At 67.8% G+C, this 23969-nt stretch carries 25 protein-coding genes; 8 read left to right on the top strand and 17 right to left on the bottom strand.

Translation table 11 applies throughout. The features are described 5' to 3' along the window. Positions 1-51: 51 nt before the first annotated feature. From fis to prmA, 4 genes are all read right to left on the bottom strand, one after another. On the bottom strand, positions 52-333 hold the full coding sequence (fis, locus tag ACLD0W_RS01780; RefSeq protein ID WP_138772945.1) for a DNA-binding transcriptional regulator Fis: 282 nt from the start codon (positions 331-333) through the stop codon (positions 52-54). A gap of 44 nt (positions 334-377) precedes the next feature. Continuing rightward, positions 378-1433: a tRNA dihydrouridine synthase DusB gene (gene dusB / locus ACLD0W_RS01775; protein ID WP_410305801.1), complete on the bottom strand. Its 1056-nt coding sequence runs from the start codon at positions 1431-1433 to the stop codon at positions 378-380. Positions 1434-1583: 150 nt separating this feature from the next. Further along, on the bottom strand, positions 1584-2738 hold the full coding sequence (locus ACLD0W_RS01770) for a zinc-ribbon and DUF3426 domain-containing protein (RefSeq protein WP_410305800.1): 1155 nt from the start codon (positions 2736-2738) through the stop codon (positions 1584-1586). Positions 2739-2852: 114 nt separating this feature from the next. After that, positions 2853-3728, bottom strand: a complete 876-nt coding sequence (prmA, locus tag ACLD0W_RS01765) for a 50S ribosomal protein L11 methyltransferase (RefSeq protein WP_410305799.1) — start codon at positions 3726-3728, stop codon at positions 2853-2855. A gap of 173 nt (positions 3729-3901) precedes the next feature. On the opposite strand from prmA, the gene ACLD0W_RS01760 reads away from it, so the two are divergent. Together ACLD0W_RS01760 and ACLD0W_RS01755 are read left to right on the top strand one after the other, a co-directional pair. Next, the gene (locus ACLD0W_RS01760) at positions 3902-4486 is read left to right on the top strand and encodes an isoprenylcysteine carboxylmethyltransferase family protein (RefSeq protein ID WP_410305798.1); all 585 of its coding nucleotides are present in this window, start codon (positions 3902-3904) and stop codon (positions 4484-4486) included. Positions 4487-4518: 32 nt separating this feature from the next. Continuing rightward, complete coding sequence (locus ACLD0W_RS01755; protein ID WP_410305797.1) at positions 4519-5181, top strand: toluene tolerance protein; 663 nt, start codon at positions 4519-4521, stop codon at positions 5179-5181. Positions 5182-5403: 222 nt separating this feature from the next. Here the strand turns inward: ACLD0W_RS01755 and accC are convergent, their stop codons facing one another. The 4 genes from accC to dsbD form a co-directional block, all read right to left on the bottom strand. After that, on the bottom strand, positions 5404-6750 hold the full coding sequence (gene accC / locus ACLD0W_RS01750; protein ID WP_410305796.1) for an acetyl-CoA carboxylase biotin carboxylase subunit: 1347 nt from the start codon (positions 6748-6750) through the stop codon (positions 5404-5406). A gap of 12 nt (positions 6751-6762) precedes the next feature. Beyond that, the gene (gene accB, locus ACLD0W_RS01745) at positions 6763-7227 is read right to left on the bottom strand and encodes an acetyl-CoA carboxylase biotin carboxyl carrier protein (protein WP_204431600.1); all 465 of its coding nucleotides are present in this window, start codon (positions 7225-7227) and stop codon (positions 6763-6765) included. Positions 7228-7229: 2 nt separating this feature from the next. Continuing rightward, positions 7230-7679, bottom strand: coding sequence for a type II 3-dehydroquinate dehydratase (gene aroQ, locus ACLD0W_RS01740; protein WP_410305795.1), 450 nt, complete (start codon positions 7677-7679; stop codon positions 7230-7232). Positions 7680-7810: 131 nt separating this feature from the next. Beyond that, positions 7811-9838 carry a protein-disulfide reductase DsbD gene (dsbD, locus tag ACLD0W_RS01735; RefSeq protein WP_410305794.1) on the bottom strand — a complete coding sequence of 676 codons (2028 nt, stop codon included), beginning with the start codon at positions 9836-9838 and terminating at the stop codon, positions 7811-7813. Between the two features lie 196 nt (positions 9839-10034). Between dsbD and ACLD0W_RS01730 the strand changes: the two genes are divergently transcribed. The 3 genes from ACLD0W_RS01730 (at position 10035) to ACLD0W_RS01720 (ending at position 13138) form a co-directional block, all read left to right on the top strand. Next, the gene (locus ACLD0W_RS01730) at positions 10035-10703 is read left to right on the top strand and encodes a response regulator (protein ID WP_410305793.1); all 669 of its coding nucleotides are present in this window, start codon (positions 10035-10037) and stop codon (positions 10701-10703) included. After that, positions 10703-12022: an ATP-binding protein gene (locus ACLD0W_RS01725; protein ID WP_410305792.1), complete on the top strand. Its 1320-nt coding sequence runs from the start codon at positions 10703-10705 to the stop codon at positions 12020-12022. Before ACLD0W_RS01730 ends, ACLD0W_RS01725 begins: the two co-directional genes overlap by 1 nt. A gap of 117 nt (positions 12023-12139) precedes the next feature. Then, positions 12140-13138: a DUF2333 family protein gene (locus ACLD0W_RS01720; RefSeq protein ID WP_410305791.1), complete on the top strand. Its 999-nt coding sequence runs from the start codon at positions 12140-12142 to the stop codon at positions 13136-13138. 2 nt (positions 13139-13140) lie between these two features. On the opposite strand, the gene cmoA is transcribed toward ACLD0W_RS01720, so the two are convergent. After that, the gene (gene cmoA, locus ACLD0W_RS01715) at positions 13141-13875 is read right to left on the bottom strand and encodes a carboxy-S-adenosyl-L-methionine synthase CmoA (protein WP_410305790.1); all 735 of its coding nucleotides are present in this window, start codon (positions 13873-13875) and stop codon (positions 13141-13143) included. 91 nt (positions 13876-13966) lie between these two features. Then, positions 13967-14836: a metal-dependent hydrolase gene (locus ACLD0W_RS01710; RefSeq protein ID WP_410305789.1), complete on the bottom strand. Its 870-nt coding sequence runs from the start codon at positions 14834-14836 to the stop codon at positions 13967-13969. 91 nt (positions 14837-14927) lie between these two features. On the opposite strand from ACLD0W_RS01710, the gene ACLD0W_RS01705 reads away from it, so the two are divergent. Beyond that, positions 14928-15974, top strand: coding sequence for an AraC family transcriptional regulator (locus ACLD0W_RS01705; protein ID WP_410305788.1), 1047 nt, complete (start codon positions 14928-14930; stop codon positions 15972-15974). A 7-nt stretch (positions 15975-15981) separates the two neighbouring features. Here the strand turns inward: ACLD0W_RS01705 and ACLD0W_RS01700 are convergent, their stop codons facing one another. From ACLD0W_RS01700 to ppa, 7 genes are all read right to left on the bottom strand, one after another. After that, complete coding sequence (locus tag ACLD0W_RS01700) at positions 15982-16632, bottom strand: tetratricopeptide repeat protein (protein ID WP_410305787.1); 651 nt, start codon at positions 16630-16632, stop codon at positions 15982-15984. Next, positions 16629-17414: an SDR family oxidoreductase gene (locus tag ACLD0W_RS01695; RefSeq protein WP_410305786.1), complete on the bottom strand. Its 786-nt coding sequence runs from the start codon at positions 17412-17414 to the stop codon at positions 16629-16631. Before ACLD0W_RS01695 ends, ACLD0W_RS01700 begins: the two co-directional genes overlap by 4 nt. Then, on the bottom strand, positions 17398-18090 hold the full coding sequence (locus ACLD0W_RS01690; RefSeq protein WP_410305785.1) for a TenA family transcriptional regulator: 693 nt from the start codon (positions 18088-18090) through the stop codon (positions 17398-17400). The genes ACLD0W_RS01695 and ACLD0W_RS01690 overlap by 17 nt, the downstream gene beginning before the upstream one ends. Then, positions 18080-19513 (bottom strand): AMP-binding protein, encoded by a 1434-nt coding sequence (locus ACLD0W_RS01685; protein ID WP_410305784.1) that lies wholly within the window; start codon positions 19511-19513, stop codon positions 18080-18082. Before ACLD0W_RS01685 ends, ACLD0W_RS01690 begins: the two co-directional genes overlap by 11 nt. Further along, a complete protein-coding gene (locus tag ACLD0W_RS01680; protein WP_410305783.1) occupies positions 19497-20177 on the bottom strand; it encodes a thermostable hemolysin in 681 nt (226 codons plus the stop codon). Before ACLD0W_RS01680 ends, ACLD0W_RS01685 begins: the two co-directional genes overlap by 17 nt. 190 nt (positions 20178-20367) lie before the next feature. Further along, positions 20368-21039 carry an OmpW/AlkL family protein gene (locus ACLD0W_RS01675; protein WP_410305782.1) on the bottom strand — a complete coding sequence of 224 codons (672 nt, stop codon included), beginning with the start codon at positions 21037-21039 and terminating at the stop codon, positions 20368-20370. 223 nt (positions 21040-21262) lie between these two features. Further along, entirely contained in the window at positions 21263-21793 is a 531-nt protein-coding gene (gene ppa / locus ACLD0W_RS01670) for an inorganic diphosphatase (protein WP_410305781.1), read from the bottom strand. Positions 21794-22006: 213 nt separating this feature from the next. On the opposite strand from ppa, the gene upp reads away from it, so the two are divergent. Together upp and ACLD0W_RS01660 are read left to right on the top strand one after the other, a co-directional pair. Continuing rightward, the gene (gene upp / locus ACLD0W_RS01665; RefSeq protein ID WP_410305780.1) at positions 22007-22633 is read left to right on the top strand and encodes a uracil phosphoribosyltransferase; all 627 of its coding nucleotides are present in this window, start codon (positions 22007-22009) and stop codon (positions 22631-22633) included. Between the two features lie 23 nt (positions 22634-22656). Further along, positions 22657-23961 (top strand): uracil-xanthine permease family protein, encoded by a 1305-nt coding sequence (locus ACLD0W_RS01660; protein WP_410305779.1) that lies wholly within the window; start codon positions 22657-22659, stop codon positions 23959-23961. Positions 23962-23969 lie beyond the last annotated feature (8 nt).

The following is a 23969-nucleotide window of genomic DNA, read 5'->3' as shown; positions in this document are numbered from 1 at the left end:
CGGAAAAGAAAAAAGGGCAGTATCACTGCCCTTGGGATCGGCGGCCCGCCGTTACAGCAGGCCGTACTGCTTGAGTTTCTTGCGCAGCGTGCCCCGGTTCAGGCCCAGCAGCTCGGCGGCCTTGGTCTGGTTGCCACGGGTGTATTCCAGGACTTTTTCCAGCAGCGGAATTTCCATCTCCGCCAGCACCATCTGATAGAGCTCGCTGACCGGCTCACCGTCGAGCTGGTTGAAGTAGTCGGCGAGGGAACGACGCACGCAGTTGCGCAGGGTGTCGTGGGTCTCGCTACGGGCCAGCGTCAGATGGGGTTTACGTGATTCGGCGGTATTCATTTCTGTGAGTGTCCGTGCTGCAGCGGTCTTCATTGAAGAAAGGGTCATGCGGCCAATGCTCCGTCTTTTGTCCGGGCTGAGGGGTTCCGGGCAGACACCTCGCCATAGCGACCGAAGCGGACACGGTCGCCGAGGGCGTTGATCTCTTGGAAAAACTGCTCAACGGCCCGCTGTTGTGGGCCGGCCTCGTCCAGCTTGTTGAACCCGCGCCGGAAAGCGTCTCCGCCGGGCAGGTATTGCGTGTACCAGCCCAGATGTTTGCGGGCGATACGTACGCCGGTGTATTCCCCATAAAAGTGGTGCAGGTCCGCGAGATGCGTCAGGACGCGCTCGCGCACTTCCTCGACCCGCGGTGCCTGGGGCAGCCGGCCGTGTTCCAGGTAATGCAGGGTGTCCCGGAATATCCAGGGATTACCCTGGGCGGCGCGGCCGATCATAATACCACTGGCACCCGTGGATTCCAGTATCCGATGGGCGTTTCGCGGCGATTTGATATCACCATTGGCGATAACCGGCAGGCTCACCGATTCCACCACCGTCTTTATGGTCTCGAACTCCGCCTCGCCGTTGAACTTGTCGGCCCGGGTGCGGCCATGAATGGCCAGCGCCTGAATGCCGGCGCGTTCCGCCAGGCGGGCGATCTCCACGGCGTTGCGGTGCTCGCGGTCGGGCCCGGTGCGGATCTTCAAGGTCACCGGCACGTCCACGGCGGCCACCACCGCGTCCAGGATCCGCGCCACCAGGTCCGGATCGGACAGCAGCGCGGAGCCGGCGGCGCGCTTGCACACCTTCTTCGCCGGGCAGCCCATGTTGATGTCGATGATCTGGGCGCCCCGGTCCACATTGGCGCGGGCGGCCTCCGCCATCATGCGCGGCTCGCCGCCGGCGATCTGCACCGAGATCGGCCCGGGCTCATCGCCGTGGTCCAGGCGCTGGGCGGATTTGCGAGAGTTCCAGAGACGCGTGTCCGAGGTCACCATTTCCGACACCACCAGCCCGGCCCCCAGCTCCCGGCAAAGACGCCGGAACGGGCGATCGGTCACGCCGGCCATGGGCGCGAGAATCAGGGGGGTGGGAAGCAGGTGGGGGCCGATCCGCATGGCAACTCGTTGTGAAAAGCGTCGGGTTGGCAGGATTTCCGTTTCAGGGTGTCGCCTGAAAATACGTTCAAGGCCCCGCGCGGGGGCACGGGGGGCGACAATGATAGAGACCCGGGGCCCGGCTGGAAAGCCCCGATTGGCGCGGCGGGCTCAGGGCGCCCGGCTGACGCGGGCGGGGGCGGCCTCGGCGGGCAGCAGGCGCAGGTCGTAATTGACCGCCCGGGGGCCCGGATCGACGATCTCCAGGCCAATGTGCACCGGGGTGCCGCTGGGCATGGCGGTGGCGCCGCTGAAGTCGCCGCGCAGGTATTCGGCGGGCGGAAAGCGTCGGCTGGCCACCACCTGGCCCTGCAGATCGGTGAAGGTGAGCTCCAGCACCGGGAACGGCTGCGGCCAGTCCGCCTCGTTGAACAGCAGGGCGTCCACCATCAGGGCGTCCCGGAACCGGGGGTGGCTGCGTACCACCAGATTGGCGCCGCGCAGCCGCGACGGGTCGGAGTGCAGGGGCAGGGCGCAGCCCAGCGCCTGGCAGGCCTGGGCGTAGTAGGGGCGCCACTGGGGCTGGCGGGCCAGCTCCTGAAAATGGAACACCGCGTACTGGCCGACCAGCACCAGCAGGGCCAGCAGTGACAGCAGCCCCCACTTGAACAGCCCCGCCGGCGGCGGGGCCACATAATCGAGCCGTTCGTTGGCGGCGCGGTGGCGGGCGGCGTTGCGGTTGAGGAAGTCGAACGGGTCGGGGTCATCGTCCTCCGGCCGGTCGGGGTCGGGATCCGCGGTGTTGCGGGTCAGCAGCGCCGAGGCGGGCGGGACGGAAGAGGCCGGTGCGCCCCGCTCGGGGCCGGCCGGGGCGGCGGGCCGGGAAGGGGCGTGGTCGTCCTCGTGGTCGTCTTCCAGGTCGCGCAGCAGCGCCTCGGCCCAGGACTCGTCCGCCCGGTCGTGATCGTCGCCGGCTTGAGAGTGATCCGGGCCGGCGACGGACGGGGCGCCGCCCAGGGCGTCGTCCAGATCCGTGAAGCGGTCGCCACGCTGGTCGCCGTCCATATCCAGAAAGGCGTCGCTCAATTCCAGCCCGCCGTGACCGGCGCCGTCGGCGGCCAGCCGTGGCGCGTCCTCGTCCAGGGCCCGTTCCCAGCGGCTGTCCTCGGCGCGCGGGGCGGCGTCGCCGATCAGATGATCGGTGGCCTGGAAAATCCGCAGACAGGACCCGCACCGCACCGCGCCGCGGGCCTGGTTCAGGTGTTCGTCGCTGATCTTGAACTGGGCGCCGCAATGCGGGCAGCGGGTTTTATAGGGGCCGGCCATGGTTGGACGTCTCGGCGCATCGGAGCAAGCTGTAGGAAATAAAGGTTGTACAGAACAAAGCGGGTACGCCGCAAGACTGGCGGTTGCCGTTTGCTACCTGGAACACGCCGGCGCTCAGCGGCGCACGCCGTCGATGCGCACCCAGTCGCCGCGCTGACGGGTGGGGGCCAGATCGAACCAGGGCGCGTAGGCCTCGCGCACCGCCGCCGCCTGATCCGCCAGGATGCCGGACAGCGCCAGGGGCGCGCCGGGGCGGCAGCGGCCGGCCAGGGTGGCGGCCAGCTCGATCAACGGCCCGGCCAGAATATTGGCCACCAGCAGATCGTACTGTTCCTCCGCCGCCAACGCGTCGGGCAGGCACAGACTGAGCCGCTCGCCGACGCCGTTGGCTGTGGCGTTGTCGGCGCTGGCGGTGAGCGCCTGGGGGTCGATGTCGGTGCCCACGGCGGCGTCGGCGCCCAGCAGCAGGGCGGCGATGGCCAGCACCCCGGAGCCGCAGCCGAAGTCCAGTACCCGGCGGCCGCGCAGGTCGGCGCCGTCCAGCCATTCCAGGCACAGCGCGGTGGTGTCGTGGGTGCCGGTGCCGAACGCCAGGCCCGGGTCCAGTTTCAGGTTCACCGCGTCCGGTTCCGGCGCCTCGCTCCAGCTCGGCACGATCCACAGCCGTTCGCCGAAGCGCATGGGCCGGAAGTCGTCCATCCAGGCCCGTTCCCAGGCCTGTTCGGCCAGCGGCTCCACCCGGTGGTCGGCGAAGGTCAGGCCCTGCTCGCCGAGGGCAGCCAGCACCGCGCCCAGGTCGGCGCCGTCCTCGAACAGGGCGGTGACCACGGTGGTGTTCCACAGCGGCCGGGCCCCCGGGGGCGGTTCGAACACCGGCTGGTCGGCGCCATCGGTGAGGGTGACCGCGGCGGCGCCCAGGTTTTCCAGCGTGTCCTGGAAGGCGTCCGCGTGGCGCGGGTCGGTGGCGATGTGCAGCTGCTGCCAGGCCATGGCGTCTCCGGTGGTCGTGGGTCGGAACCAAACCCGCGCAGTGTATATCACAGTGGGGGCGGGTTCAGCCGCGACGCGCCCGGCTGGCGGCACCGCGAGCGGGGCGCGTATAGTTGAAGTGAAACTTATTCCGCGACCGCCGAACGGCGGCCGCTGCCTCCAAGAGGACACCCATGACCGAAAATATGGCGGAAACCATCCTGGCGGCGATGGCGTTGCTGGCCCTCGGCGTGCACGGGTTGGTACCGCGTCTGTCGCTGTTCGCCAGTCTCGGTGCGCGCGCCAAGGGCGACCTGGAGAAGCGTTTGCTGCAGGTGCTGGTGGTGCTGGCCATGGTGGTGGTGCCGCTGTGCGACGCGCTGCTGCCCTGGTTCGAATTCGCTGACGTGGTGTTTCTGGACGAGGTGGCCTGGGTCGGGCTGATGCTCGGCAGCGCCGCCATCTGGCTGTTCTGGCGCGCCGGTCGCGACCGGGGGCCGGCGCTGGCGCCCTGCGGCACCCTGCGCGGCGGCGGCGTGTACCGCTATCTGCGCCATCCGGTGTACGCCGCCATGCTGTTGTGGGCGCTGGCGCAGTTGCTGTTGTTGCAGAACTGGCTGGCCGGGCCGGTGGCGGCACTGACCTTCACGCTGGCCTACCTGTTGCGGGTGCCCCTGGAGGAGCAGCAGAACCTGGAGCGTCACGGGCATCGGTATCTGGATTATATGGAGCGGACCGGGGGCATCATTCCCCGGCTGACGCGTCCGCGGTCCGATTGAGCGGCCGCCGGCGTACACGGGAGTTCGAAGTCATGGTTCACATTCACCCTCTCAGCCGCGCGCAATTGGACCGCGTGGTGGCCGATTCCCAGGTGGTGGAGCGGGACGGGCACGGCATCAAGGTGCTGCGGCTGCGGGATGGACGCTATCTGAAGTATTTCCGGCGCAAGCGCTTTTTCAACCGCGAGCTGCTGTCGCCGGCGGCGGTGCGTTTCGCGCGCCATGCGCGGCGGCTGGAGCGCTTGCGGATTCCCACCCTGGAGGTGGAGAGCCTGCATCGCATTATCGGCGAGCCGCACACCGTGGCGGTGTATCAGCCGATGCCCGGCGATACGTTGCGGGCGTTGCTGGCGCGGGGCGAGACGGACGCCCAGTTGATGTATCGGGTGGGCGTGTTCCTGGCGCGGTTGCATCGCCAGGGTGTGTTCTTCCGGTCGGTGCATCCGGGCAATATCGTGATCGACGGGTTCCGTATCGGTCTGATCGATGTGCTGGATATGAAGGTGCGGCCGTGGTCCATGTCGCGTTGGGCGCGGCGGCGCAACTGGCTGCATTTTCTGCGCTGCGTGGAGGATCGGGCCCATTGGCGGCCGGAGCTGATCGAGGCGTTGCTGTTCGGGTATCGGGACGCGGCGGATTTGCCGATGCGGGAGGTGGGGGAAGTGGCGGAGCGGATTCGCGACTTTCTGTTCTAGGGGGGCTTTCGGGGTGGGGTTCTCCAGAGAGGCCGGCGGGAGGATTTTCCCCTGGCCCGGACACGCCGTGAACCCGTCCCTGGGGGCTCGTTTCAGACATCCCTGTCTTCAACGGTCCGGGCCAGGGGAAAATCCTCCCGCCTCCGTGCCAACCGCAATGGGCCGCCACGGTGGGGTTGGGTGTAGGAGCGGCTTCAGCCGCGATGCCGGCCCCTTTCCGGGTCAGTGGTTGCCCAGTTTTCTTTCCAGGTGATGGATGTCCACGCCGCCTTCCTTGAAGGCCGGGTCGCGGAAGATTTTGTCCCGGTGCAGGGCCACGTTGGTTTTGATGCCTTCCACCACGATTTCTTCCAGGGCGATGCGCATGCGCTCGAAGGCCACGTCGCGGTTCTCGCCCCAGGTGATCAGTTTGCCGATCAGGGAGTCGTAGAAGGGCGGTACCGTGTAGCCGCCGTAGACGTGGGAGTCGACGCGCACGCCGTTGCCGCCGGGGGCGTGGAAGTAGGTGATTTTGCCGGGGCTGGGCACGAAGCTGGCCGGGTCCTCGGCGTTGACACGCACTTCGATGGCGTGGCCCTGGAAGGTCACGTCTTCCTGTTTGATGGTCAGGCCCTCGCCGCCGGCGATGCGCAGCTGTTCCTTGACGATGTCCACGCCGGTGATCATTTCCGTGACCGGGTGTTCCACCTGCACGCGGGTGTTCATCTCGATGAAGTAGAAGCCTTCGTTTTCGTAGAGGAACTCGAAGGTGCCGGCGCCCCGGTAGTTGATTTCCTTGCAGGCGTTGACGCAGCGCTGGGCCACTTCTTCCTTCAGGTGAGCGGGAATGCCCGGTGCCGGGGCTTCTTCCACCACTTTCTGATGGCGGCGCTGCAGGGAGCAGTCCCGGTCGCCCAGGTGAATGGCGTGGCCGGCGCCGTCGGAGAGCACCTGGATTTCCACGTGGCGCGGCTTCTGCAGGAACTTCTCCATGTACACGGTGCTGTCGCCGAAGGCGTTCTTGGCCTCGGAGCGGGTCAGGGTCACCGCGTTGAGCAGTTGCTGGCGGTCTTCCACCACGCGCATGCCGCGCCCGCCGCCGCCGGCGGCGGCCTTGATGATCACCGGGTAGCCGATTTCCTCGGCCATCATCAGGGTGGCGTCCTCGTCGTCGCCCACCGGGCCGTTGGAGCCGGGTACCGTGGGTACGCCGGCGGCCTTCATGGCCTCGATGGCGGACACCTTGTTGCCCATCAGGCGGATGGTGTCGGCGCGCGGTCCGATAAAGATGAAGCCGGAGCGCTCCACGCTTTCGGCGAAGTCGGCGTTCTCGGCCAGGAAACCGTAGCCCGGGTGGATGGCGTCCGCGTCGGTGACCTCGGCGGCGCTGATAATGGCCGGGATGTTCAGGTAGGAGTCGGTGGACGGCGCCGGGCCGATGCACACCGCTTCGTCGGCGAGCCGCACGTGCATCAGGTCACGGTCGGCCTTGGAATACACCGCCACGGTACGGATGCCCAGCTCCTTGCAGGCACGCAGGATGCGCAGGGCGATTTCGCCTCGGTTGGCGATCAGAACCTTTTCCAGCATGGGAAACCCCCGTTAGACGATGGAGAACAGGGGCTGGTCGAACTCCACCGGCTCGCCGTCCTCCACCAGGATGGCATCGATGGTGCCGGACTTGTCCGCCTCGATCTGGTTCATCATTTTCATCGCCTCGACGATGCACAGCACGTCGCCGGCCTGCACTTTCTGGCCCACTTCCACGAAGGTGGCGGCGCCGGGGGACGGCGAGCGGTAGAAGGTGCCGACCATGGGCGAGCGCACCAGATGGCCGCTGGGCGTGTCGTCACGGGGCGCCGGGGCGCTGTCGGCGGCGGGCGCGGGGGCCGGCGCCGGTGCCGGAGCGGCGTACTGGGGATACGGGGCGTACTGCGGCGCCGGCGCACCGGAATGGCGGCCGCCACGGCTGATGCGGACGGATTCCTCGCCCTCCTGGATTTCCAGTTCCTCGATGCCGGATTCTTCCAGCAGTTCGATCAGTTTCTTGATTTTACGGATGTCCATGCTCAGTCCTGTGCCTGATCCAGATGTTCCAGGGCGGCGGTCAGCGCCAGTTGGTACCCGGCGGCGCCCAAACCACAAATCACGCCCTCGGCGATGTCGGAAAAATACGAATGCTGCCGGAACGGCTCGCGGGCGTGCACGTTCGACAAATGCACTTCAATGAACGGCAGCGCCACCGCCAGCAGAGCGTCGCGCAGGGCCACGCTGGTGTGCGTGAACGCCGCCGGATTGAAGAGGATGAAATCGGTGCCGTCGGTGCGCGCCGCGTGGATGCGCTCGATCAGCTGATGTTCGGCGTTGCTTTGCAGATGCTCCAGCCGGTGGCCCGCCGCGGTGGCCCGCTGGTGCAGGTCACGGTCGATGGCCGCCAGCGTGGTGTGGCCGTACTTGTCGGGCTCGCGCTGACCCAGAAGGTTCAGATTGGGCCCGTGGAGTACGAGGATGCTAGCCAAGACGTCTACCCCTGAAAGTGCGGTCATCTGCGTTGAACGTGTGACGAAATACCGGTTTGTCCGGCTTTTTCCATCAACGCTGGCAGTCTAAGGGTATCCGCTTGCGGAAATAAAGGACTTTACACCATTGGTTACAAGTGGGCGCCGGTGGCCGGCAGGATCCGGTTGTTCAGGTGCTTCAGGAAGCGTGGCGAATCCATTTCGCCCAGCACCCGGGCGTCCGGGATCTCGCGGCCGTCGCGGTCGAAGAACACGAAGCTGGGCAGGCCGAAGATGTTGTACTCCGCCATGATCTTCTGGTTCTCGTCGTTGATCTCGGTGATGTCCACCCGGTACAGGTCGAAGCCGGCCATGGCGTCCAGCACCGTGGGGTCGGCCAGGGTGGTGTCCTCCATGACCTTGCAGGCCACGCACCATTCGGCGAAGAAATCCACCAGCACCGGCCGGTCGGCGTCGGCGGAGGCGGCCAGGGCGTCGCGCAGGGGGCCACGGCCGGCCAGGCTCACCCAGGGGCCGTGCTCGTCGTCGGCGGCGGGCCGCGTGGGGCGGTCGGCCGCCCCGGGGGCGGTCCCGGGGCCCGGGGCGGTGGCCACGACGGCCGGCGCGGTGAGCGGTGCCAGCGGCTGCCAGGGATCGTCGCCGCCGGCGGCGGCGCCGATCAGCATCAGCGTGCCGTACAGGGCCAGCACCAGGGCCAGGGCGCGCTTCAGCCGGCTGGCGCCCTCGGCCACCGGCTCCAGGGCGCCGAGCAGCACCCCGTAGACCAGCAGCAGCAGGCCGTACAGGCCCAGGGTCAGGGTGTCGGAGACGATGCGGTCCAGCAGCCAGATGGCCACGCCCAGCATCACCACGCCGAAGAAGCGCTTGATCTCTTCCATCCACAGCCCGGCCCGGGGCAGCAGGTGGCCGCCGCCGGTGCCGAAGATGATCAGCGGCACGCCCATGCCCAGGGCCAGGGCGAACAGGGAGGCGGCGCCGGTGAGGGCATCGCCGGTGCCGGCCACGTAGAGCAGGGCGCCGGCCAGGATCGGCGTCACGCAGGGGGACACCACCAGGGCGGAAATCACCCCCAGCAGCACCGCGCCGGGCACGCCACCGCCGCCGTCCGGCCCGGCCCGGTTGAGGCGATCGCGCAGGGCGGCGGGCAGTTGCAGCTCATAGAGACCGAACATGGACAGCGCCAGCAACACGAAGATCACCACGCTGGTGAGGATCGCCGCCGGCTGCTGCAGCAGGAACTGCAGATTGAGGCCGGCGCCGAACACCGCCACCAGCAGGCCCGCCAGGGTATAGGGCACGGCCACGCCGAGCACATAGGCGACGCTCAGCACGAAGCCGCGCCGGGCCCCGGCGGCGCCGCCGGCGGTGGCGCCGCGCCCGGCGATGATGCCGGACAGAATCGGCACCATGGGGAACACGCAGGGGGTGAAGGCGAGCAGGATGCCGCCGGCGAAGAACAGCGCCACGATCAGGCCCAGACCGCGCCCGTTCATCCATTGATTGAAGGCGTTGGCGTCCTCGGAAAACAGGGTGGCGAAAAAGCCGTCTTCGTTGGCGTTGGCGTTGGCGTTGGTGTTGGAGGTGGAGACCGCGGTGGACGCCGACCCGGCGGCGGGCGTGGCGGTGCCGCGATCGTTACCGCCCGGGGTCGGCGCGCTGAAGGCGTAGGTGCGGATCTCCGGCGGGTAGCACAGCCGGTCCTCGATGCAGCCCTGGTACTTCACCTCCAGTTCGGTGTCCGCCAGGGGCACGCTGTCCAGCGGCAGGGTGACGTCCAACTGGCCGTAATAGACCTGGGTGTCGCCGTAGATCTCGTCGGTCTTGTCCTCCGCCGGGGGCAGGTCCAGGTCGTCGAAATCGGCCAGAAGATTGCCGTTGGCGTCGCGCAGGGTGAAGTCCAGCTTGTGCCGGTACAGGTAGACGTGGTCGCGGAGCATGAAGCTGACCAGCAGCCGCTGGCGGTCCCAGTCCGCGTCGGTAACCACCTGGATCGCCTCGTCCACGGACGGCAGCGCATCGCTGTCGTCGCCGAACCCGGACAGCCCGCCGTCGCTCAGGGACAAGGCCCCGGCCGGTCCGGCCATGATCAGCAGCCCGAGCAACGCCGTCAGCACGATGCCTGGTAAGCGGCGCGCCCGCCCCCCCTTGAAGAACGTCATTCCTTTCTCCCACCGGTTTGCGCTATTGGATACCTCCCGGCCCGGGAGGTTCCGGGCAGCCTGCCGGCCCGGCTTTAAGAATCCGTTAAGCCCCGAGGGCCTATTGTCCCCGCAACCCGAAGGTGGTGCAAAAGCCGTCGGGACTTTTATAGTGACCGGGTGCAGGGCAAAGGATGCTGCCGGGGAGAGAAAGCCGATGCGGATTCTGCTGGTGGAAGACGACGAGATGCTGGCGGACGGCCTGGTCCGGGCCCTGCGCCATGACGGCTATGCGGTGGACCATGTGGCCCGCGGTGACCTGGCCCAGGCGGCGGTGGAGGACGGCCGCTTCGACGCCGTGCTGCTGGACCTGGGGTTGCCCGGTCTGGACGGTCTGGACGTGCTGCGCGCCCTGCGGCGCCGGCGCCACCCGGTACCGGTGATCGTGATCAGTGCCCGGGACCGGCTGGACGACCGTATTCATGGCCTGGACGCCGGCGCCGACGACTATCTGATCAAGCCGTTTTCGGTGGACGAACTGCGCGCCCGGTTGCGCGCCCGCCTGCGACGCGGGGCGGAACCGGCCCGGGAACTGCTGCGCATCGATGATCTGGAAATCGATCCGGATGCCATGACGGTGACCCGGGATGGCCAGCCGCTGCGCCTGCCGCGTCGGGAAATGGCGCTGCTGGTGGAGCTGGCGCGCGGCGCCGGCCGGGTGCTCACCCGCGACCACCTGGAGCAGGCCCTGTACGGTTGGAGCGAGGAAGTGGAGAGCAACGCCCTGGAAGTCCACATTCACCATTTGCGCCGCAAACTCGGTGGCGACCTGATCAAGACCGTGCGCGGGGTGGGCTACCTCCTGGCACCGCCCGAGGGCCGTTGATGTTCTCGATCCGACGTTTCCTGATGACCGCCCTGGTTTCGGTGATCCTGGGCGGTGGCGTGCTGCTGGGCTGGGGCACCTACCACACCCTCTACCACGAACTGGACGAGCAGTACGACGCGGAGCTGGTGCAGAGCACCCGGCTGCTGGCGTCGTTCTGGGACGACGACGCGCCGGACCCCCGGGTGGCCAGGCTGGAACCCTCCGAGCAGCGTTATCAGCGCTATTTCGTCTATCAGCTGTGGCGCGATGGTGAGCTGGTGATGGGCAGCGACGGCGCCCCCCGGGAGCCGCTGTTGCCGCTCGCCGACCCGGAGCTTGGCGGCCGCTATCGGGAGGTCGGTGGCTGGCACGCCTATGCCCTGCCGCTGTCCGGGCGGCGCTGGGTGGTGGTGGCGGAGAGCGACCGGGCGCGCCGCTCGCTGGTCACCAACACCGCCGTCACGGTGCTGGCGCCCTATGTGCTGAGCGTGCCGGTGATCCTGATGCTGGTGTGGCTGGCGGTGCGCTGGGGCCTGCGCCCGCTGACCCGGCTGGCGCGGTCGGTAGCGGCCCGGGACGCCAATAATCTGACGCCGCTGCGGCACCGCCCGGTGCGCGAGCTGGCGCCGCTCACCGAGGCCATCAACACCCTGCTGGCGCGGCTGGTGGGCACCCTGGAGCGGGAGAAGCGCTTTACCGCCGACGCCGCCCACGAACTGCGTACCCTGCTGATGGCGCTGCGCCTGCACGCGGACAACGCGGCCCAGCTCGACGATCCCCAGGAGGTGGCGGCGTCGCTGAGCCAATTGACTCGCGCGGTGGACCGGGCCGGTCGCACCGTGGAACAACTGATGCAGCTGTCGCGGCTGGACCCGCAGCGGGCCGCCGCCGGTGACCGCTGCGACCTGGTGGCGGTGGCCCGGGACTGCATCACCCTGATCGCGCCGCTGGCCGAACAGCGCCGCCAGACCGTGGCCCTGGAAGCGCCGCCGCATGTGTGGGTGGCGATGCCCGCCGAAGTGGCCGACATGCTGATCCGTAATCTGCTCGACAACGCCTGCCGCTATTCCCCGGAAGGCGCCGCCGTGGGGGTGCGCGTGGGCGAGGCCGAAGGGCAGGCGCGGGTGGAGGTGAGCGACGGCGGGCCCGGCCTCACCGCCGAGCAACAGCGGCGTTTCACGGGGCGTTTCAGCCGGGGCCGGCAGGATGTGCCCGGTGCCGGGCTTGGCCTCTCCATTGTCGATCGCATCCTCAGCATCTATGGTGGGGCGCTTCGGTTCCGGCTGCGCGACGAGGACCGTCCGGCGGCGGCGGTGATGACGCTACCGCGCGGTTGACGGCGCCGCCCTGCGGTCGAGGTGGATAGCGCCGCGCGGCACCGGCCGGCGAGGAGTATAGTGACCGTCATACAGTGACCGCCATGAAGCGGTGGCGATGGCAACGGGGAAGGGCCCATGAAGGAAGATAAATTCGGACAGAAAGTCGGCGACCGGCTGCTTGATCCGAAAAACAATCGTATCTGGAAGGGTCTGCTGGGCCTGGTGTTGATCCTGCTGCTGGTGGACGCGCTGCTGGGCTGGTACTGGAGCCTGGAGCCGGATCTGGAACCGGTGAGCCGGGCCGACGGCGCGGTGGCCGGCGAGACCGTTACCCGTGAAGTGATCCATGTGGCCAGCACCCTGCTGGACAAGCCCGGCGGCTACCTGAGCAACGACATGCTGCCCCACCGGCTGTGGCTGGACAATATGCCGAGCTGGGAATACGGCGTGCTGGTGCAGCTGCGCGACGTGACCCGGGTGATGCGCCGCGACATGAGCCGCTCCCAGTCGCAGAGCCAGGAGGACCGTTTCCTGGCGGTGGCTGAACCGCAGTTCAATTTCGATTCGGAAAGCTGGGCCATGCCGGCCACGGAGAACGAATACCGGCGCGGCATCCGGGCGCTGCAAAACTACCTGGAAGCGCTGCGCCGCGATGACGGCAGCGCCCATTTCTATACCCGGGCGGACAACCTGAATTACTGGCTCAATGAAGTGCAGAACCGGCTCGGCTCCCTGAGTCTGAGCCTCAGCCAGAGCGTGGGCCGCAGCCAGCTGAACACCGATGAAGACACGCCGGTGGGGCAGCTCGACGAGCGCGAGACCTACGTGCAAACCCCGTGGATGGAAATCGACAACGTCTTTTACGAGGCGCGCGGTGCCTCCTGGGCCCTGGCGCAGCTGATGCGCGCCGTGGAGGTGGACTTCGCCGACGTGCTGCGGCGCAAGAACGCCACGGTCAGCTTCCGGCAGATGGTGCGCGAACTGGAGGCCACCCAGCAGACCCTGTGGAGCCCGATGATTCTGAACGGGTCCGGCTTCGGTCTGTTCGCCAACCATTCCCTGGTGATGGCCAACTACCTGTCCCGCGCCAACGCCGCCCTGGTGGACCTGAGAAAACTCCTGCAGGAAGGGTAAATCTACCCTTTCACCCCGATGAAGCCGGCGAAGTTGTACCACTTGAAGAACATGTCCACGCTGTCCAGGCCCGCCCTGGACAGCATGCGCAGGTTCTCGTCCGGTCGATACGGAATCAGCACGTTTTCCAGCGCTTCCCGCTTGCGGGCGATCTCCGTTTCCGAATAACCGTTGCGCTTTTTCATGTCGTAATAGAGCTTGATCCACTGACGGTTCAGCAGGGCATCGCTGCCCAGCACTTTCTCCACCAGGATCAGCGCGCCGCCCGGGCGCAGCCCTTCCACCAGGGCGCGCAGCAACCCCTCGCGGTTGATCGGCCGCACGAACTGCAAGGTGAGATTGAGCACCACCACCGAGGCGTTTTCGATGGCCACGCCGTCGTTGAGGTCGCCGGCGCACAGCCGCAGGCGGCCCGCCGGCAGGTCGGCCAGATTGGCGCGGGCCTTGTCCAGCATGGCCTCGGAATAGTCCACCCCCACCAGCTCCGCCGCCGGGTCCACCGCCCGGTGCAGGCTGTTCAGGGTGATGCCGGTGGAGCAGCCCAGGTCGTAGACCCGGGAGCCGGCGGTGGCGAACTGCGCCGCCAGTTCGCCGATCATGCGTTGCAGCTCCCGGTACTGGGGAATGCTGCGATCGAGCATGTCGTCGAACACCTCGGCGGTGCGTTCGCCGAAGTCGAAGTCGGCGATCGCCCGGTCCTGTTCCGTGAACAGGCGGTCCTTGCGGTCGGATGTCATAGTCTGCCTCGCGTGCTGTGCGAGGCAGAGTGTAACGGAACTTGCCGGCGCGGCGGAGCCCCGCGCCGGCGCCGGACAAGAAGAGCGAAGGTCAGGCGGCGGCGGACACCGCCGGTTCCGGCAGGGTGGCGCGCCACTTTTCCAGCAGATGGGTATTGTCGTCCTGCCAGGGGTGGAAGCCCGGCCGCAGGTACTGGAACCAGGCGGGAATCGCCTGACTGACCACGCCTTTGTAGCCGAACATCTTCCACAGCCCCTTGGCCACCGTCAGCGGACGGCGGTGCGTGCCGTCCTCCTTGAGAAAACGCCAGGTGAAGTAGGTGCTGAACACCGCCAGGTAGGCGGTGCCGTAGAAGAACGCCCGTTGCCGGCGCCAGTAGTCACCGTCCACGTCCTGGTAGAGATCGAAGGCCACTGCCTTATGCTCGGTTTCCTCGATGGCGTGCCACACCCACAGGGGGCGCACCGACGGATCCATTTTCTCCACCATGTCCGCGCGCCGCAGAATGGTGTCGGCGAGGATCGCGGTGATGTGTTCCAGGCCGGCGGTGGCCGCCAGCTGGCGCTCCGCGCTGAGATGCTTGCGCGCCCCGGCCAGCAACCGCTGCGCCACGCCCAGGGCCTCGTTGACCAGGGCGTCGTAGCCGGGCCCGTGGCCGGCCACCAGGTCGTTGAAGGCTTTGTGTTCCAGGGAGTGCATGGCCTCCTGGCCGATAAAGCCGGAAATGTCCTTCTGCCGCTGCGGGTCGCCCACCCGGTCGCGGAAGGCGCGCACCGCGTCCACGAAAAAGCGCTCGCCGTCCGGGAAGGTCACCGACAGCACATTCATGAAGTGGGTCAGCACCGGATCGTTGTCGAACCAGTAGCGGCTTTGCTCGAAGCCCTGGAATTTGAAGTTCATCCGCCGGGGGCGGATCGGCAGCCGCGCCACCGCGCGGCGTGAACGGGAAAGCAGTGTCATCGGTGACTCCGGTTTCGGGTGTCATTGATTGATGCTCACAACTATGGTCCAGTCGAGCCTTTGCGGTCTTGTTGTGGAGGGCCAACCTGTGGTGACTTCGGGCCGTGCCTGGTTCACCCCCGGCATACCGGGTATCTATGTGGTGTTGCTGTGCGACGTGCTGCGCGAGCTGGGCCATGACCCGGCACCGCTGCTGCGCCGCCTGGGCACCGGCCGCGAGCAGCTGCTGGACCCGGAATTCCGGCTGCCCATGGAGCGTGCCAACCTGGCCGCCGAGATCGGCCTGGCCCTGGTCGGGGACGCCGGTCTGGGGTTCCGCTATGCCCGGGCCATGCGCATTACCTTGCATGGCCCGGTGGGCCTGCTGGCCCTCTCCAGCCCCACCATCGACGATGGTCTGGAAGCGGCGCGCCGCTACCTGGGCCTGCGCGCGCCCTTTCTGGTGGTGGAGCGCGAACCCCTGGAACGGCAGCGGCAGGCGTTGAGCTTTCGCACCGATTTCGGCCCCGGCCCGGTACGCAGCTTCGTGATCGAGGCCATGGTGATCGGCTTCGTCTATATGCTCGAGCAGCTGATGGAAGCCTCGCCGGACGGCGCCGAGGTGCATTTCCAGGGACCGCCGCCGGCCCACGCGGAAGCCCTGCGACGGGCGTTGCCGGTGCCGGTGCGCTACGACCAGCCCCGCGATGCCCTGATCCTGTCCGCCGCGCTGCTGGCGGCGCGGCCACGGCTGGCCGACCCGCAGGCGGAGGCCCTGGCCCGGGAGCAGTGTGAACTGGAATTCCGGCGCTGGCGCGCCAATCAGGAGGGGCCGTTGCCGGAGCGGGTACGCGCCGCCCTCCGTGATGGAGACGGCGCGCCGCCGGACCTGGCCGATATGGCCGAGCGGCTGGCGGTGTCGCCCCGTACTCTGAAGCGGCACCTGCAGCAGGCCGGCCTGACCTACCGGGAACTTCAGGACGAAGTCCGCTACCGGCGGGCGCGCAAGCTGCTGAGCGACGGCACCTTGCGCATCAGCGAGGTGGCCTATGCCCTGGGCTATAACGATGTGGCCAACTTCTCCCGCGCTTTCAAGCGCTGGAGCGGTCGCACGCCCAAGGCCTACCGGGGCGGGGAGGACCCCGGCGAGGCCGGTTAGCGGGTTCTCAGGAGTTCATGCCTTTCAGCTTGTTCTGGATGTCCTGCCGGCGGCCCTGGTCGGCCAGCGGTCGCTGCGGGCGCGGCGGGGCCTGCAGGGCCTTGGTGAAGTAACGGCGGGCGCCATCCTGGTCGCCCTGGTCGAGCAGAAAGTCCGCGTAGAAATAATTGCTGTCGATGCCGTCCGGATTGATTTCCAGGGCGCGGGTCAGCAGCTCGCGGGCCTTGTCGTCATCACCGAAGCCGATCGGCCAGCCGGGCACCTGATAGTAGAGGCTGCCCAGGGAGGTGAGCGCGGAGCCGTCCAGGCTGCGTTCATCCTGGGCCAGGGCCTGCTCGAAATCCTGGCGCGCTTTTTTCACCAGCGACAGGGCACCCAACCCGCCCTTGGCGCCGGCCCAGGTGCTGAGCACGATGCCGTCCCAGATTTTTGCTTCCGGGCGCTCCGGGTGGGCGGCGGCGAACCGCTGGCTGCGGTCGTGCAGCGCTTCGAAGGCATCGGCCTTCTGGTCGTCGGCGGTCTGATACTGGATTTCCGCCCAGCGGGTCTGGATCGCCAGCAGCTCGTCGTCGAAGGCATCGGCCCGGGCCACCCAGGGCAGGGCCACCAGCATCACCGCCAGCAGGCGGGGCAGAACGAAACCAAAGAAGTGTTTCACGATGAAGCTCCTTGTTTAAGAAAGCGTTGAATCACGGGCAGTTGTTTACGCAGGGCCTTGTCCACCAGGCGCGGCAGCAGGGCGTTGAGACGCACGAACAGTTTTTCCGGCCAGCCCAGGAAGGTGTTGGCGGGGCGCCCATCGAGGGCGCCCACGATGCGGCGTGCCACCGCCTCCGGGGCATCCATGCGGTTGCCCAGAGTGCGGTTCATGGCTTCCACCCGGTGGCCGTTCATGGCGGTGCGGGTGGCCCGGGGGGCCACGTAGCGCACCCGGATATGGGTGTCCGCCAGCTCCCGGCGCAGCGCCTCGGTAAAGCCGCGCAGACCGAACTTGCTGGCGCAGTAGGCGGTGTAGCCGGGGTAGCCGATGCTGCCGAAGGTGGAGCCGACGAACAGCAGGGTGCCCCGGTCGCGCCGGCGCAGGCCGGGCAGCAGCTCGCGGGTGAGCACCAGGGCGCTGCGCAGATTGACGTCCAGGGTTTCCGCCAGGCCGGCGTCGTCGTTGCCGTCGGCGGCCACGAAGTGGTTGATGCCGGCGCAGTGGATCAGCCCGTCGGGCAGACCGTGCTCGGCGATCAGGTCGACCACCCGGGCGCCCAGGTCCGGGGCACTCAGGTCCAGGCGCACCGGCACCGCCCGCTCGTGCTCGATGGGCGTGACGCCGCGCCGGGACGCCACCAGCACCCGGTCACCCCGGTCCAGCAGGCCGCGCAGCACCTCCTTGCCGATGCCGCCGCTGGCGCCAAGCAGCAGCCAGCAGCGTTCAGGCGACCCGCTCATGGGCACCTCCGCGCCGCTGCGCCACGCCGCCGGCCACCGGCACCGCGTGCAGCATGTCGCCGTACAGCCGGTAGACCACGCGGCTGGCGTGGATCACCGCCTGGCGGTCGTCGTCGGCCTCGATGCGATTGATCAGGCCGGTGAAGAATTGATAGTGGTCCTGGTCCAGGGCGCCGTGGGAGTACAGATAACTGAACGCCTTCTTGGGCAGATCCAGGGTGGTCTGCACCTGCTCGCCGAGCGGGGTGGCCAGGGCGATGCTGGTGCCTTCCAGCACGTGCACCATGCCGAAGAACGACACCGGATTGCCGCGGGCGATGGCGTCGTACAGCCAGGCCACCATCATTTCGATGGGCAAGTCCGGCTGGCCGTGGCGCACCGCGTCCACGTCCGCGCCCAGGGCTTCCAGGTCGTTGAGAATCCACTCCTGGTGGCCGTACTCGTCGCGGATGTATTCCACCAGCGCCTCGCGCATCCACTCCAGTCGTGCCGGCAGGCGTGCGCCGCAGGCCATCATCAACGGCACCGTGTGCTTGACGTGGTGGTAGGCCTGGCTGAGGAAATAGCGGTAGCTGTCCAGGTTGAAGCGGCCTTCGGGGATGGCCGCCAGCACCGGCGCGTGCAGCAGATAGGCGCGGGCATCCTCGGTTTGACGTTGCAGGATGTCATGAAACATGGGGTACCTCGGGTTCCGGTTCGGAAAGGGGGATAAACAGGGATTCGGGATAGCGCGCCACGATGGCGTCGCGGCGCGGCCGCCCGTTGGCGGTGGCCAGCCCGTTGTCGACGGTGAAGGGGCTGTCGGCCACGGCGATGTGGGTGACCCGGGCGTAGTCGGGCAGGCCGGCGTTGACCGTCGCGATCTGTGCCCGCAGTTGCTCGCGGTCGGTGCCGGCAACCGGCACCACCACCGCGCGCAGAGTCGCTTCGCCATCGCCCTGTACCACCAGGGTGTGCACGGACGGGCAGACCTGGAAGGCGGTTTCCACCCACTCCGGGCTGACGTTGCGACCGAACGCGGTGATCAGCAGGTTCTTGCTGCGCCCGTGCACGTACAGAAAGCCGTCCGCGTCCAGGCGGCCCAGGTCACCGGTGGGCCACTCGTCGCCGGCGGCCTGACCCAGATAACCCTCCATCACCGCGTCGCGCACATGGATCTCGCCGTGCTCGTCCACCCGCACCCAGGCATGGGGCAGCACCCGGCCGACACTGCCGGGGCGGTCGGCGCCGGGCACATTGAGCGCCACCACCGAGCCGCATTCGGACAGGCCGTAGCCTTCATGGACCGGCAGCCCCAGCCGGCGGGCGCCGGTCAGCAGCCCCGGGTCCACCTTGCCGCCGCCCACCGCGATAAAGCGCAGGGACGCCGGCGGCGGCGCGCCGCGGGTGGCCATCATCATCAGCACGCGCAGCAGCTCCGGCACCAAGATCACGCTGTGTGGCTGCCAGTGCGTGAGGGCGCCGGCGAACGTCGCCGGGTCCAGCCGCGAGCTGCCGGTGAAGCCCAGGGTGGCCAGGTCCGGCAGGATCACCCGGGCACCCAGCCACAGCGGCACGTACACGCCGGCCACGTTTTCCAGCAAGGTGGCCAGGGGCAGCACGCACAGGTGGCGCTGGCCGGCATGGGGCGCCAGGGCGTCGGCCAGGGCGGTGACGGTGCGCCGCAGATGGTCGTCGCTCAGGCACACCCCTTTCGGAGTGCCGGTGCTGCCGGAGGTAAAGGTGATCTTGGCCGGCCCGCCGGCTTCCGAGGTGGGCGCCACGCCGGTGCCGGCCAGGCGGTCCTGGTCGGCCTGGTAAAGGTGGTCCAGGCGCGCCTCGTGGATCAGGTGGCGGCGTTGCTCGTCGCTGAAGAACGGCGGCACCGGCACCACCGGCAAGTCCAGCCGGCGGGCGGCCAGGTCGGCCACCACCCAGGCCGGGCTGTTGCCGCCGGCCAGCGCCAGACGGCGCACGCCGGCTTCCCGGAAACGTTCCGCCTGACGGGCCACGCGCAGATGCAGGGCGGCGTAGGTGATTTCGCCGTCGGCGTTTTCCAGGGCCACGGCCCGGGGCCGGCGACGGGCGTGCTCGGCGAGGCGATCAGGCAACCACGTCATGACGCACCTCCGGATCGCCGTAGCCCGGGGCCGGATGCAGCCAGCCGGCGCGGCTCAGGGTGTGGTGGCCGGGCGGCACATAGCCGGCCATCACCCGGGGATCGTGGCGATAGTAATCGCCCCAGCGGGCGGCGTCGGTGCGCAGCCGTGCCGGATCCGCCGGGGCCAGGCAGACCGGCGCCAGCCCCAGGCGCGCGAACATATTGCGCACCTGAACGGTGGCGGTGAAGGCGATCCAGTCCACGCCCAGCGACGGCAGCAGGGCGGTCAGGGCAATGAACAGCAGGCGCCCGGCGCCGGAGCCATCCGCCGCCAGGCTGGCCACTTCCAGCAGTTGCCGCCGGCTCACCGGCGCGCCCGCCAGGGCGCCCACCGCCTGATCCAGCGGCACATCCAGGTACTGTTCCAGAAACAGCCGGCGACCGGCGGCCGGGGTCAGGGCGGCCACCGCCCGGGGGCGGCCGAGCGGATCGGTGAGGGCCATCAGCAGCGGTGCGCTGATGCGTGGCCGGGCCCCGTAGATGGCACGGTAGCGCTGTCGGGCAAAGGCGGCGGCGTTGCGGTAGCCCGGCTCGCCGGGGCGGAACAGCCGGGCCTCCAGCGGCACGCCCTGAAGCATCAGCGGGCGGCGCGGGTGGACGGGGTGGAAAGCGGTCAGCGTCATAGGGGAACTCCCGGTTCTGAGAGTCCCATTCGGCGCCCGCAGTCTTAATGTTCTCTTAAACCGGAAAAGGCAAAAAAATAAAAATCGTTAATCGTTTTCGTGATTAATAAAAGAAATCATTCTTAATAGCGGTGACGGGAGAAGAAAGGAGAGGAAAGAGGCGGGGCGGTGGTGCCACCCCGCCGGGGGATCAGAACTTGTAGCCCAGGCCCACCATGTACACCCAGGGATCCACGTCCACGTTTACCTTGGTTTCGCTGATGCTCAGGGCGCTGGGGCCCTTCACGGTGGCGTCGGTTTCGATGTCCATGTACCAGACCGAAGCGTTCACCAGCAGCTTGTCGGTGAGCATGTAGTCGACGCCGGCCTCCAGGGCCAGGCCCCAGGAATCATCCAGTTCCAGATCGCTGAAGCCCTGAGCCTTGCGGGTGTCGGTCAGGTCTTCCTCGAAGAAGGTGGTGTAGTTGATGCCGGCGCCCACATAGGGTTGCACGGCGGACGCCGGGTCCATGGGATAGTACTGCAGCAGCACCGTGGGCGGCAGGTGTTTGATGTCCGCCAGCTTGCCGTCCAGGCCGGCGCCCAGACCCTTGACGCCCACCTCGTGCTCGAACGGGGTGGCGCCCACCAGCTCCACGCCGAGCCGGTCGGAGAGCATGTAGGTGAAGGTCAGGCCGAGCTGGGTGTCGCTGTCCAGGGTGGCGCCGGTGCCGGGGGCGGCCACGCCATTGAACTTCAGATTGCCGCTGTCCTCGCGCGGGTCCACGGTGGCGGCGCCGGCGCGCACGATAAAGCTGCCGGCTTCATGGGCCGCCGCCACGCCGGAGGCGCCCAGCAGGGTGCCCATCATTGCCAGCGTCATCGCTTTCGCGAGAGCGTTTGTGGGAAAAGTGCGCCGTGAAAATGCCATTTTGCTGTCCCCTGTTTGATGCTGAAAGTGGTCCTGATTGCGATGGGGACAGGGTGCCCCGGCCACCGGCAAAAAGAATTGCCCTGGGTCAAGACCGTGGACGCAAAACGAAAAAGGCCGGGCGGGGCCCGGCCTTTCTCCGACGGTCGGCGGAACATCCGCGCGACGGTGGCGCTTACTGTTTTTCGTAGGCGGCCACGGACTTGAGGATTTCCTTCTTGGCGGCTTCGGCGTTGTCCCAGCCATCCACCTGCACCCATTTGCCGGCTTCCAGGTCCTTGTAGTTTTCGAAGAAGTGCTTGATCTGGGCCAGCAGCAGCTCGGGCAGATCGGTGACTTCCTGGACGTGGTCGTACAGCTTGCTCAGCTTGGTGTGCGGCACCGCCACCAGCTTGGCGTCCTTACCGGCTTCGTCGGTCATGTTGAGGATGCCCACCGGGCGGCAGCGGATCACGGAACCGGGCACCACCGGGTACGGGGTCACCACCAGCACGTCCAGCGGATCGCCGTCCTCGGACAGGGTGTTGGGGATGTAGCCGTAGTTGGCCGGGTAGAACATGGGGGTGGCCATGAACCGATCCACGAAAATGGCGTTGCTGTCCTTGTCGATCTCATACTTGATGGGATCGGCGTTGGCCGGAATCTCGATGGCCACGTAGATGTCTTCGGGAACGTCTTTTCCGGCGGGTACCTTTGCAAAATCCATGGTCTGTCCTTCAGCGTATGGGTCAGCGGGCAGGGGACCGCGGCGGTGCCCCGTTGAATGGGCGCGGATTATAGCAATGGCGCGGCCCGCGTGGCTAATCGGCGACCGCCGGCGGGCACGAAAGTGGCAGGGACCCGTGAGAAGACGGCGCCGGGCCGGTACAATCCGGGCTTTGATGTGTACGTGAACCGCACCGCCGAGGAGTCGCCGCCCATGCCCGTCCATGAAATCACCCACCCCCTGGTCAAGCACAAGCTGGGTATCCTGCGCCAGCAGAGCCTGAGCACCCGCAGTTTCCGGCAGGTCACCGCCGAGCTGGCGGCCCTGCTGACCTACGAAGCGACCAGCGACCTGACCCTGGAAGACTACCAGGTGCAGACCTGGGCGGGGCCGGCGCCGGCCCAGCGCATCAAGGGCAAGAAGGTCACCGTGGTGCCGATTCTGCGCGCCGGCATCGGCATGCTGGACGGCGTGCTGGAGCTGATCCCCAGCGCCCGGGTCAGCGTGGTGGGGGTCTACCGCAACGAGGAAACCCTGCAGCCGGTGGCCTACTTCGAAAAGCTGGCCCACGGCCTGAACGAACGGCTGGCCCTGGTGGTGGACCCGATGCTGGCCACCGGCGGTTCCATGCTGGCCACCATCGAGATGCTAAAAAAAGCGGGCTGTAAGCAAATCCGCGCACTGGTGCTGGTGGCCGCGCCGGAAGGCGTGCGCCGGGTCGAGCAGGAACATCCGGACGTGACCATCTACACCGCCAGCATCGACCAGGGCCTCAATGAGGACGGTTACATCATGCCGGGCCTGGGCGACGCCGGCGACAAGATCTTCGGCACCAAGTAATCGCTAGCGAGGGGGCGACACCCATGGACCGCACACCGGGTTTCTGGAACTGGAAGATCATTCTGATCGGCGCGCAGATGCTGTTCGTGGCGTTTGGCGCCATGGTGCTGATGCCGCTGCTCACCGGCCTGGACCCGAGCGTGGCGCTGTTCACCGCCGGCTTGGGCACGCTGTTGTTCCAGTGGATCACCGGCCGTTCGGTGCCGGTGTTCCTGGCCTCGTCGTTCGTGTTCGTGGCGCCGATCAGCCACGGCATCGACCAATGGGGCGTGGCCGCCACCATGGGCGCGCTGATGTGCACCGCGGTGGTCTACGTGATCCTCGGTGCCCTGGTGAAATGGCGCGGCCCGGGCTTTCTGCATCGCCTGATGCCGCCGGTGGTCACCGGCCCGATCATCATGGTGATCGGCCTGAGCCTGGCGCCCACCGCGGTGAATTTCGCCATGGGCATGACCGGCAACGGCGCCGAGCGCCTGTTTCCCTACGGCGAGGCCCTGCTGGTGTCCACCGTGGCCCTGGCCACCACCGCCCTGGTGGCGACCCTGGCCCACGGCCTGTTCCGGCTGCTGCCGATTCTGTGCGGCGTGCTGGCCGGTTATCTGGCGGCCCTGCTGCTGGGCATGGTGGATTTCACCACCGTGGAGCAGGCCGGCTGGCTGGCGGTGCCGGCCTTCGTCACCCCCAGCTTCCACCTGCCGGCGATCCTGTTCATGATTCCGGTGGCCCTGGCGCCGGCCATCGAGCACGTGGGCGACGTGCTGGCGATCAGCAACGTCACCGGCAAGGACTACATCAAGAAGCCGGGCCTGCACCGCACCCTCACCGGCGACGGCATCGCCAGCATGGCGGCGGCGCTGTTCGGCGGCCCGCCCAACACCACCTATTCCGAAGTCACCGGCGCGGTGATGTTGACCAAGGTGTTCAACCCGGTGGTGATGACCTGGACCGCGATCTTCGCCATCGCCCTGGCCTTTATCGGTAAATTCGGCCAGCTGCTGCAGAGCATCCCCACCCCGGTGATGGGCGGCATCCTGATCCTGATGTTCGGCTCCATCGCCAGCGTCGGCATGAACACCCTGATCAAGGCCCGGGTGGACCTGCACCAGCAGCGCAACCTGGTGATCGTGGCGGTGACCCTGATCTTCGGCATCGGCGGCATGGTGGTGGGCAACGGCGAATTCACCCTGCAGGGCATCAGCCTGTGCGGCCTGGTGGCGGTGTTCCTTAACCAGGTGCTGCCGGCGCACCGGGACGAGGTCGACGATCTCCACGAAGAACAGGAATACGTGGACGATTTGCTGGAGCATGCCCGGAAGAAAGAGCATTGAGAGTTCGA

The sequence above is a fragment of the Alloalcanivorax sp. C16-1 genome, from assembly GCF_046507805.1.
Classification (GTDB): domain Bacteria; phylum Pseudomonadota; class Gammaproteobacteria; order Pseudomonadales; family Alcanivoracaceae; genus Alloalcanivorax.
The sequence above is the reverse complement of the archived record's forward strand: the minus strand, read 5'-3'. Positions and strand labels throughout refer to the sequence as shown.

What these genes read in the sequence shown, in the direction of transcription:
- ACLD0W_RS01695 (WP_410305786.1), bottom strand. Translation starts at nt 17,414, where the DNA reads ATGAGCGGGTCGCCTGAACGCTGCTGGCTGCTGCTTGGCGCCAGCGGC.
- accC (WP_410305796.1), bottom strand. Translation starts at nt 6,750, where the DNA reads ATGCTGGAAAAGGTTCTGATCGCCAACCGAGGCGAAATCGCCCTGCGC.
- ACLD0W_RS01760 (WP_410305798.1), top strand. Translation starts at nt 3,902, where the DNA reads ATGACCGAAAATATGGCGGAAACCATCCTGGCGGCGATGGCGTTGCTG.
- upp (WP_410305780.1), top strand. Translation starts at nt 22,007, where the DNA reads ATGCCCGTCCATGAAATCACCCACCCCCTGGTCAAGCACAAGCTGGGT.
- dsbD (WP_410305794.1), bottom strand. Translation starts at nt 9,838, where the DNA reads ATGACGTTCTTCAAGGGGGGGCGGGCGCGCCGCTTACCAGGCATCGTG.
- ACLD0W_RS01710 (WP_410305789.1), bottom strand. Translation starts at nt 14,836, where the DNA reads ATGACACTGCTTTCCCGTTCACGCCGCGCGGTGGCGCGGCTGCCGATC.
- fis (WP_138772945.1), bottom strand. Translation starts at nt 333, where the DNA reads ATGAATACCGCCGAATCACGTAAACCCCATCTGACGCTGGCCCGTAGC.
- accB (WP_204431600.1), bottom strand. Translation starts at nt 7,227, where the DNA reads ATGGACATCCGTAAAATCAAGAAACTGATCGAACTGCTGGAAGAATCC.
- prmA (WP_410305799.1), bottom strand. Translation starts at nt 3,728, where the DNA reads ATGGCCTGGCAGCAGCTGCACATCGCCACCGACCCGCGCCACGCGGAC.
- ACLD0W_RS01770 (WP_410305800.1), bottom strand. Translation starts at nt 2,738, where the DNA reads ATGGCCGGCCCCTATAAAACCCGCTGCCCGCATTGCGGCGCCCAGTTC.
- ACLD0W_RS01725 (WP_410305792.1), top strand. Translation starts at nt 10,703, where the DNA reads ATGTTCTCGATCCGACGTTTCCTGATGACCGCCCTGGTTTCGGTGATC.
- dusB (WP_410305801.1), bottom strand. Translation starts at nt 1,433, where the DNA reads ATGCGGATCGGCCCCCACCTGCTTCCCACCCCCCTGATTCTCGCGCCC.
- ACLD0W_RS01680 (WP_410305783.1), bottom strand. Translation starts at nt 20,177, where the DNA reads ATGACGCTGACCGCTTTCCACCCCGTCCACCCGCGCCGCCCGCTGATG.
- ACLD0W_RS01755 (WP_410305797.1), top strand. Translation starts at nt 4,519, where the DNA reads ATGGTTCACATTCACCCTCTCAGCCGCGCGCAATTGGACCGCGTGGTG.
- ACLD0W_RS01660 (WP_410305779.1), top strand. Translation starts at nt 22,657, where the DNA reads ATGGACCGCACACCGGGTTTCTGGAACTGGAAGATCATTCTGATCGGC.
- ACLD0W_RS01690 (WP_410305785.1), bottom strand. Translation starts at nt 18,090, where the DNA reads ATGTTTCATGACATCCTGCAACGTCAAACCGAGGATGCCCGCGCCTAT.
- ACLD0W_RS01720 (WP_410305791.1), top strand. Translation starts at nt 12,140, where the DNA reads ATGAAGGAAGATAAATTCGGACAGAAAGTCGGCGACCGGCTGCTTGAT.
- cmoA (WP_410305790.1), bottom strand. Translation starts at nt 13,875, where the DNA reads ATGACATCCGACCGCAAGGACCGCCTGTTCACGGAACAGGACCGGGCG.
- ACLD0W_RS01685 (WP_410305784.1), bottom strand. Translation starts at nt 19,513, where the DNA reads ATGACGTGGTTGCCTGATCGCCTCGCCGAGCACGCCCGTCGCCGGCCC.
- ACLD0W_RS01675 (WP_410305782.1), bottom strand. Translation starts at nt 21,039, where the DNA reads ATGACGCTGGCAATGATGGGCACCCTGCTGGGCGCCTCCGGCGTGGCG.
- ACLD0W_RS01730 (WP_410305793.1), top strand. Translation starts at nt 10,035, where the DNA reads ATGCGGATTCTGCTGGTGGAAGACGACGAGATGCTGGCGGACGGCCTG.
- ppa (WP_410305781.1), bottom strand. Translation starts at nt 21,793, where the DNA reads ATGGATTTTGCAAAGGTACCCGCCGGAAAAGACGTTCCCGAAGACATC.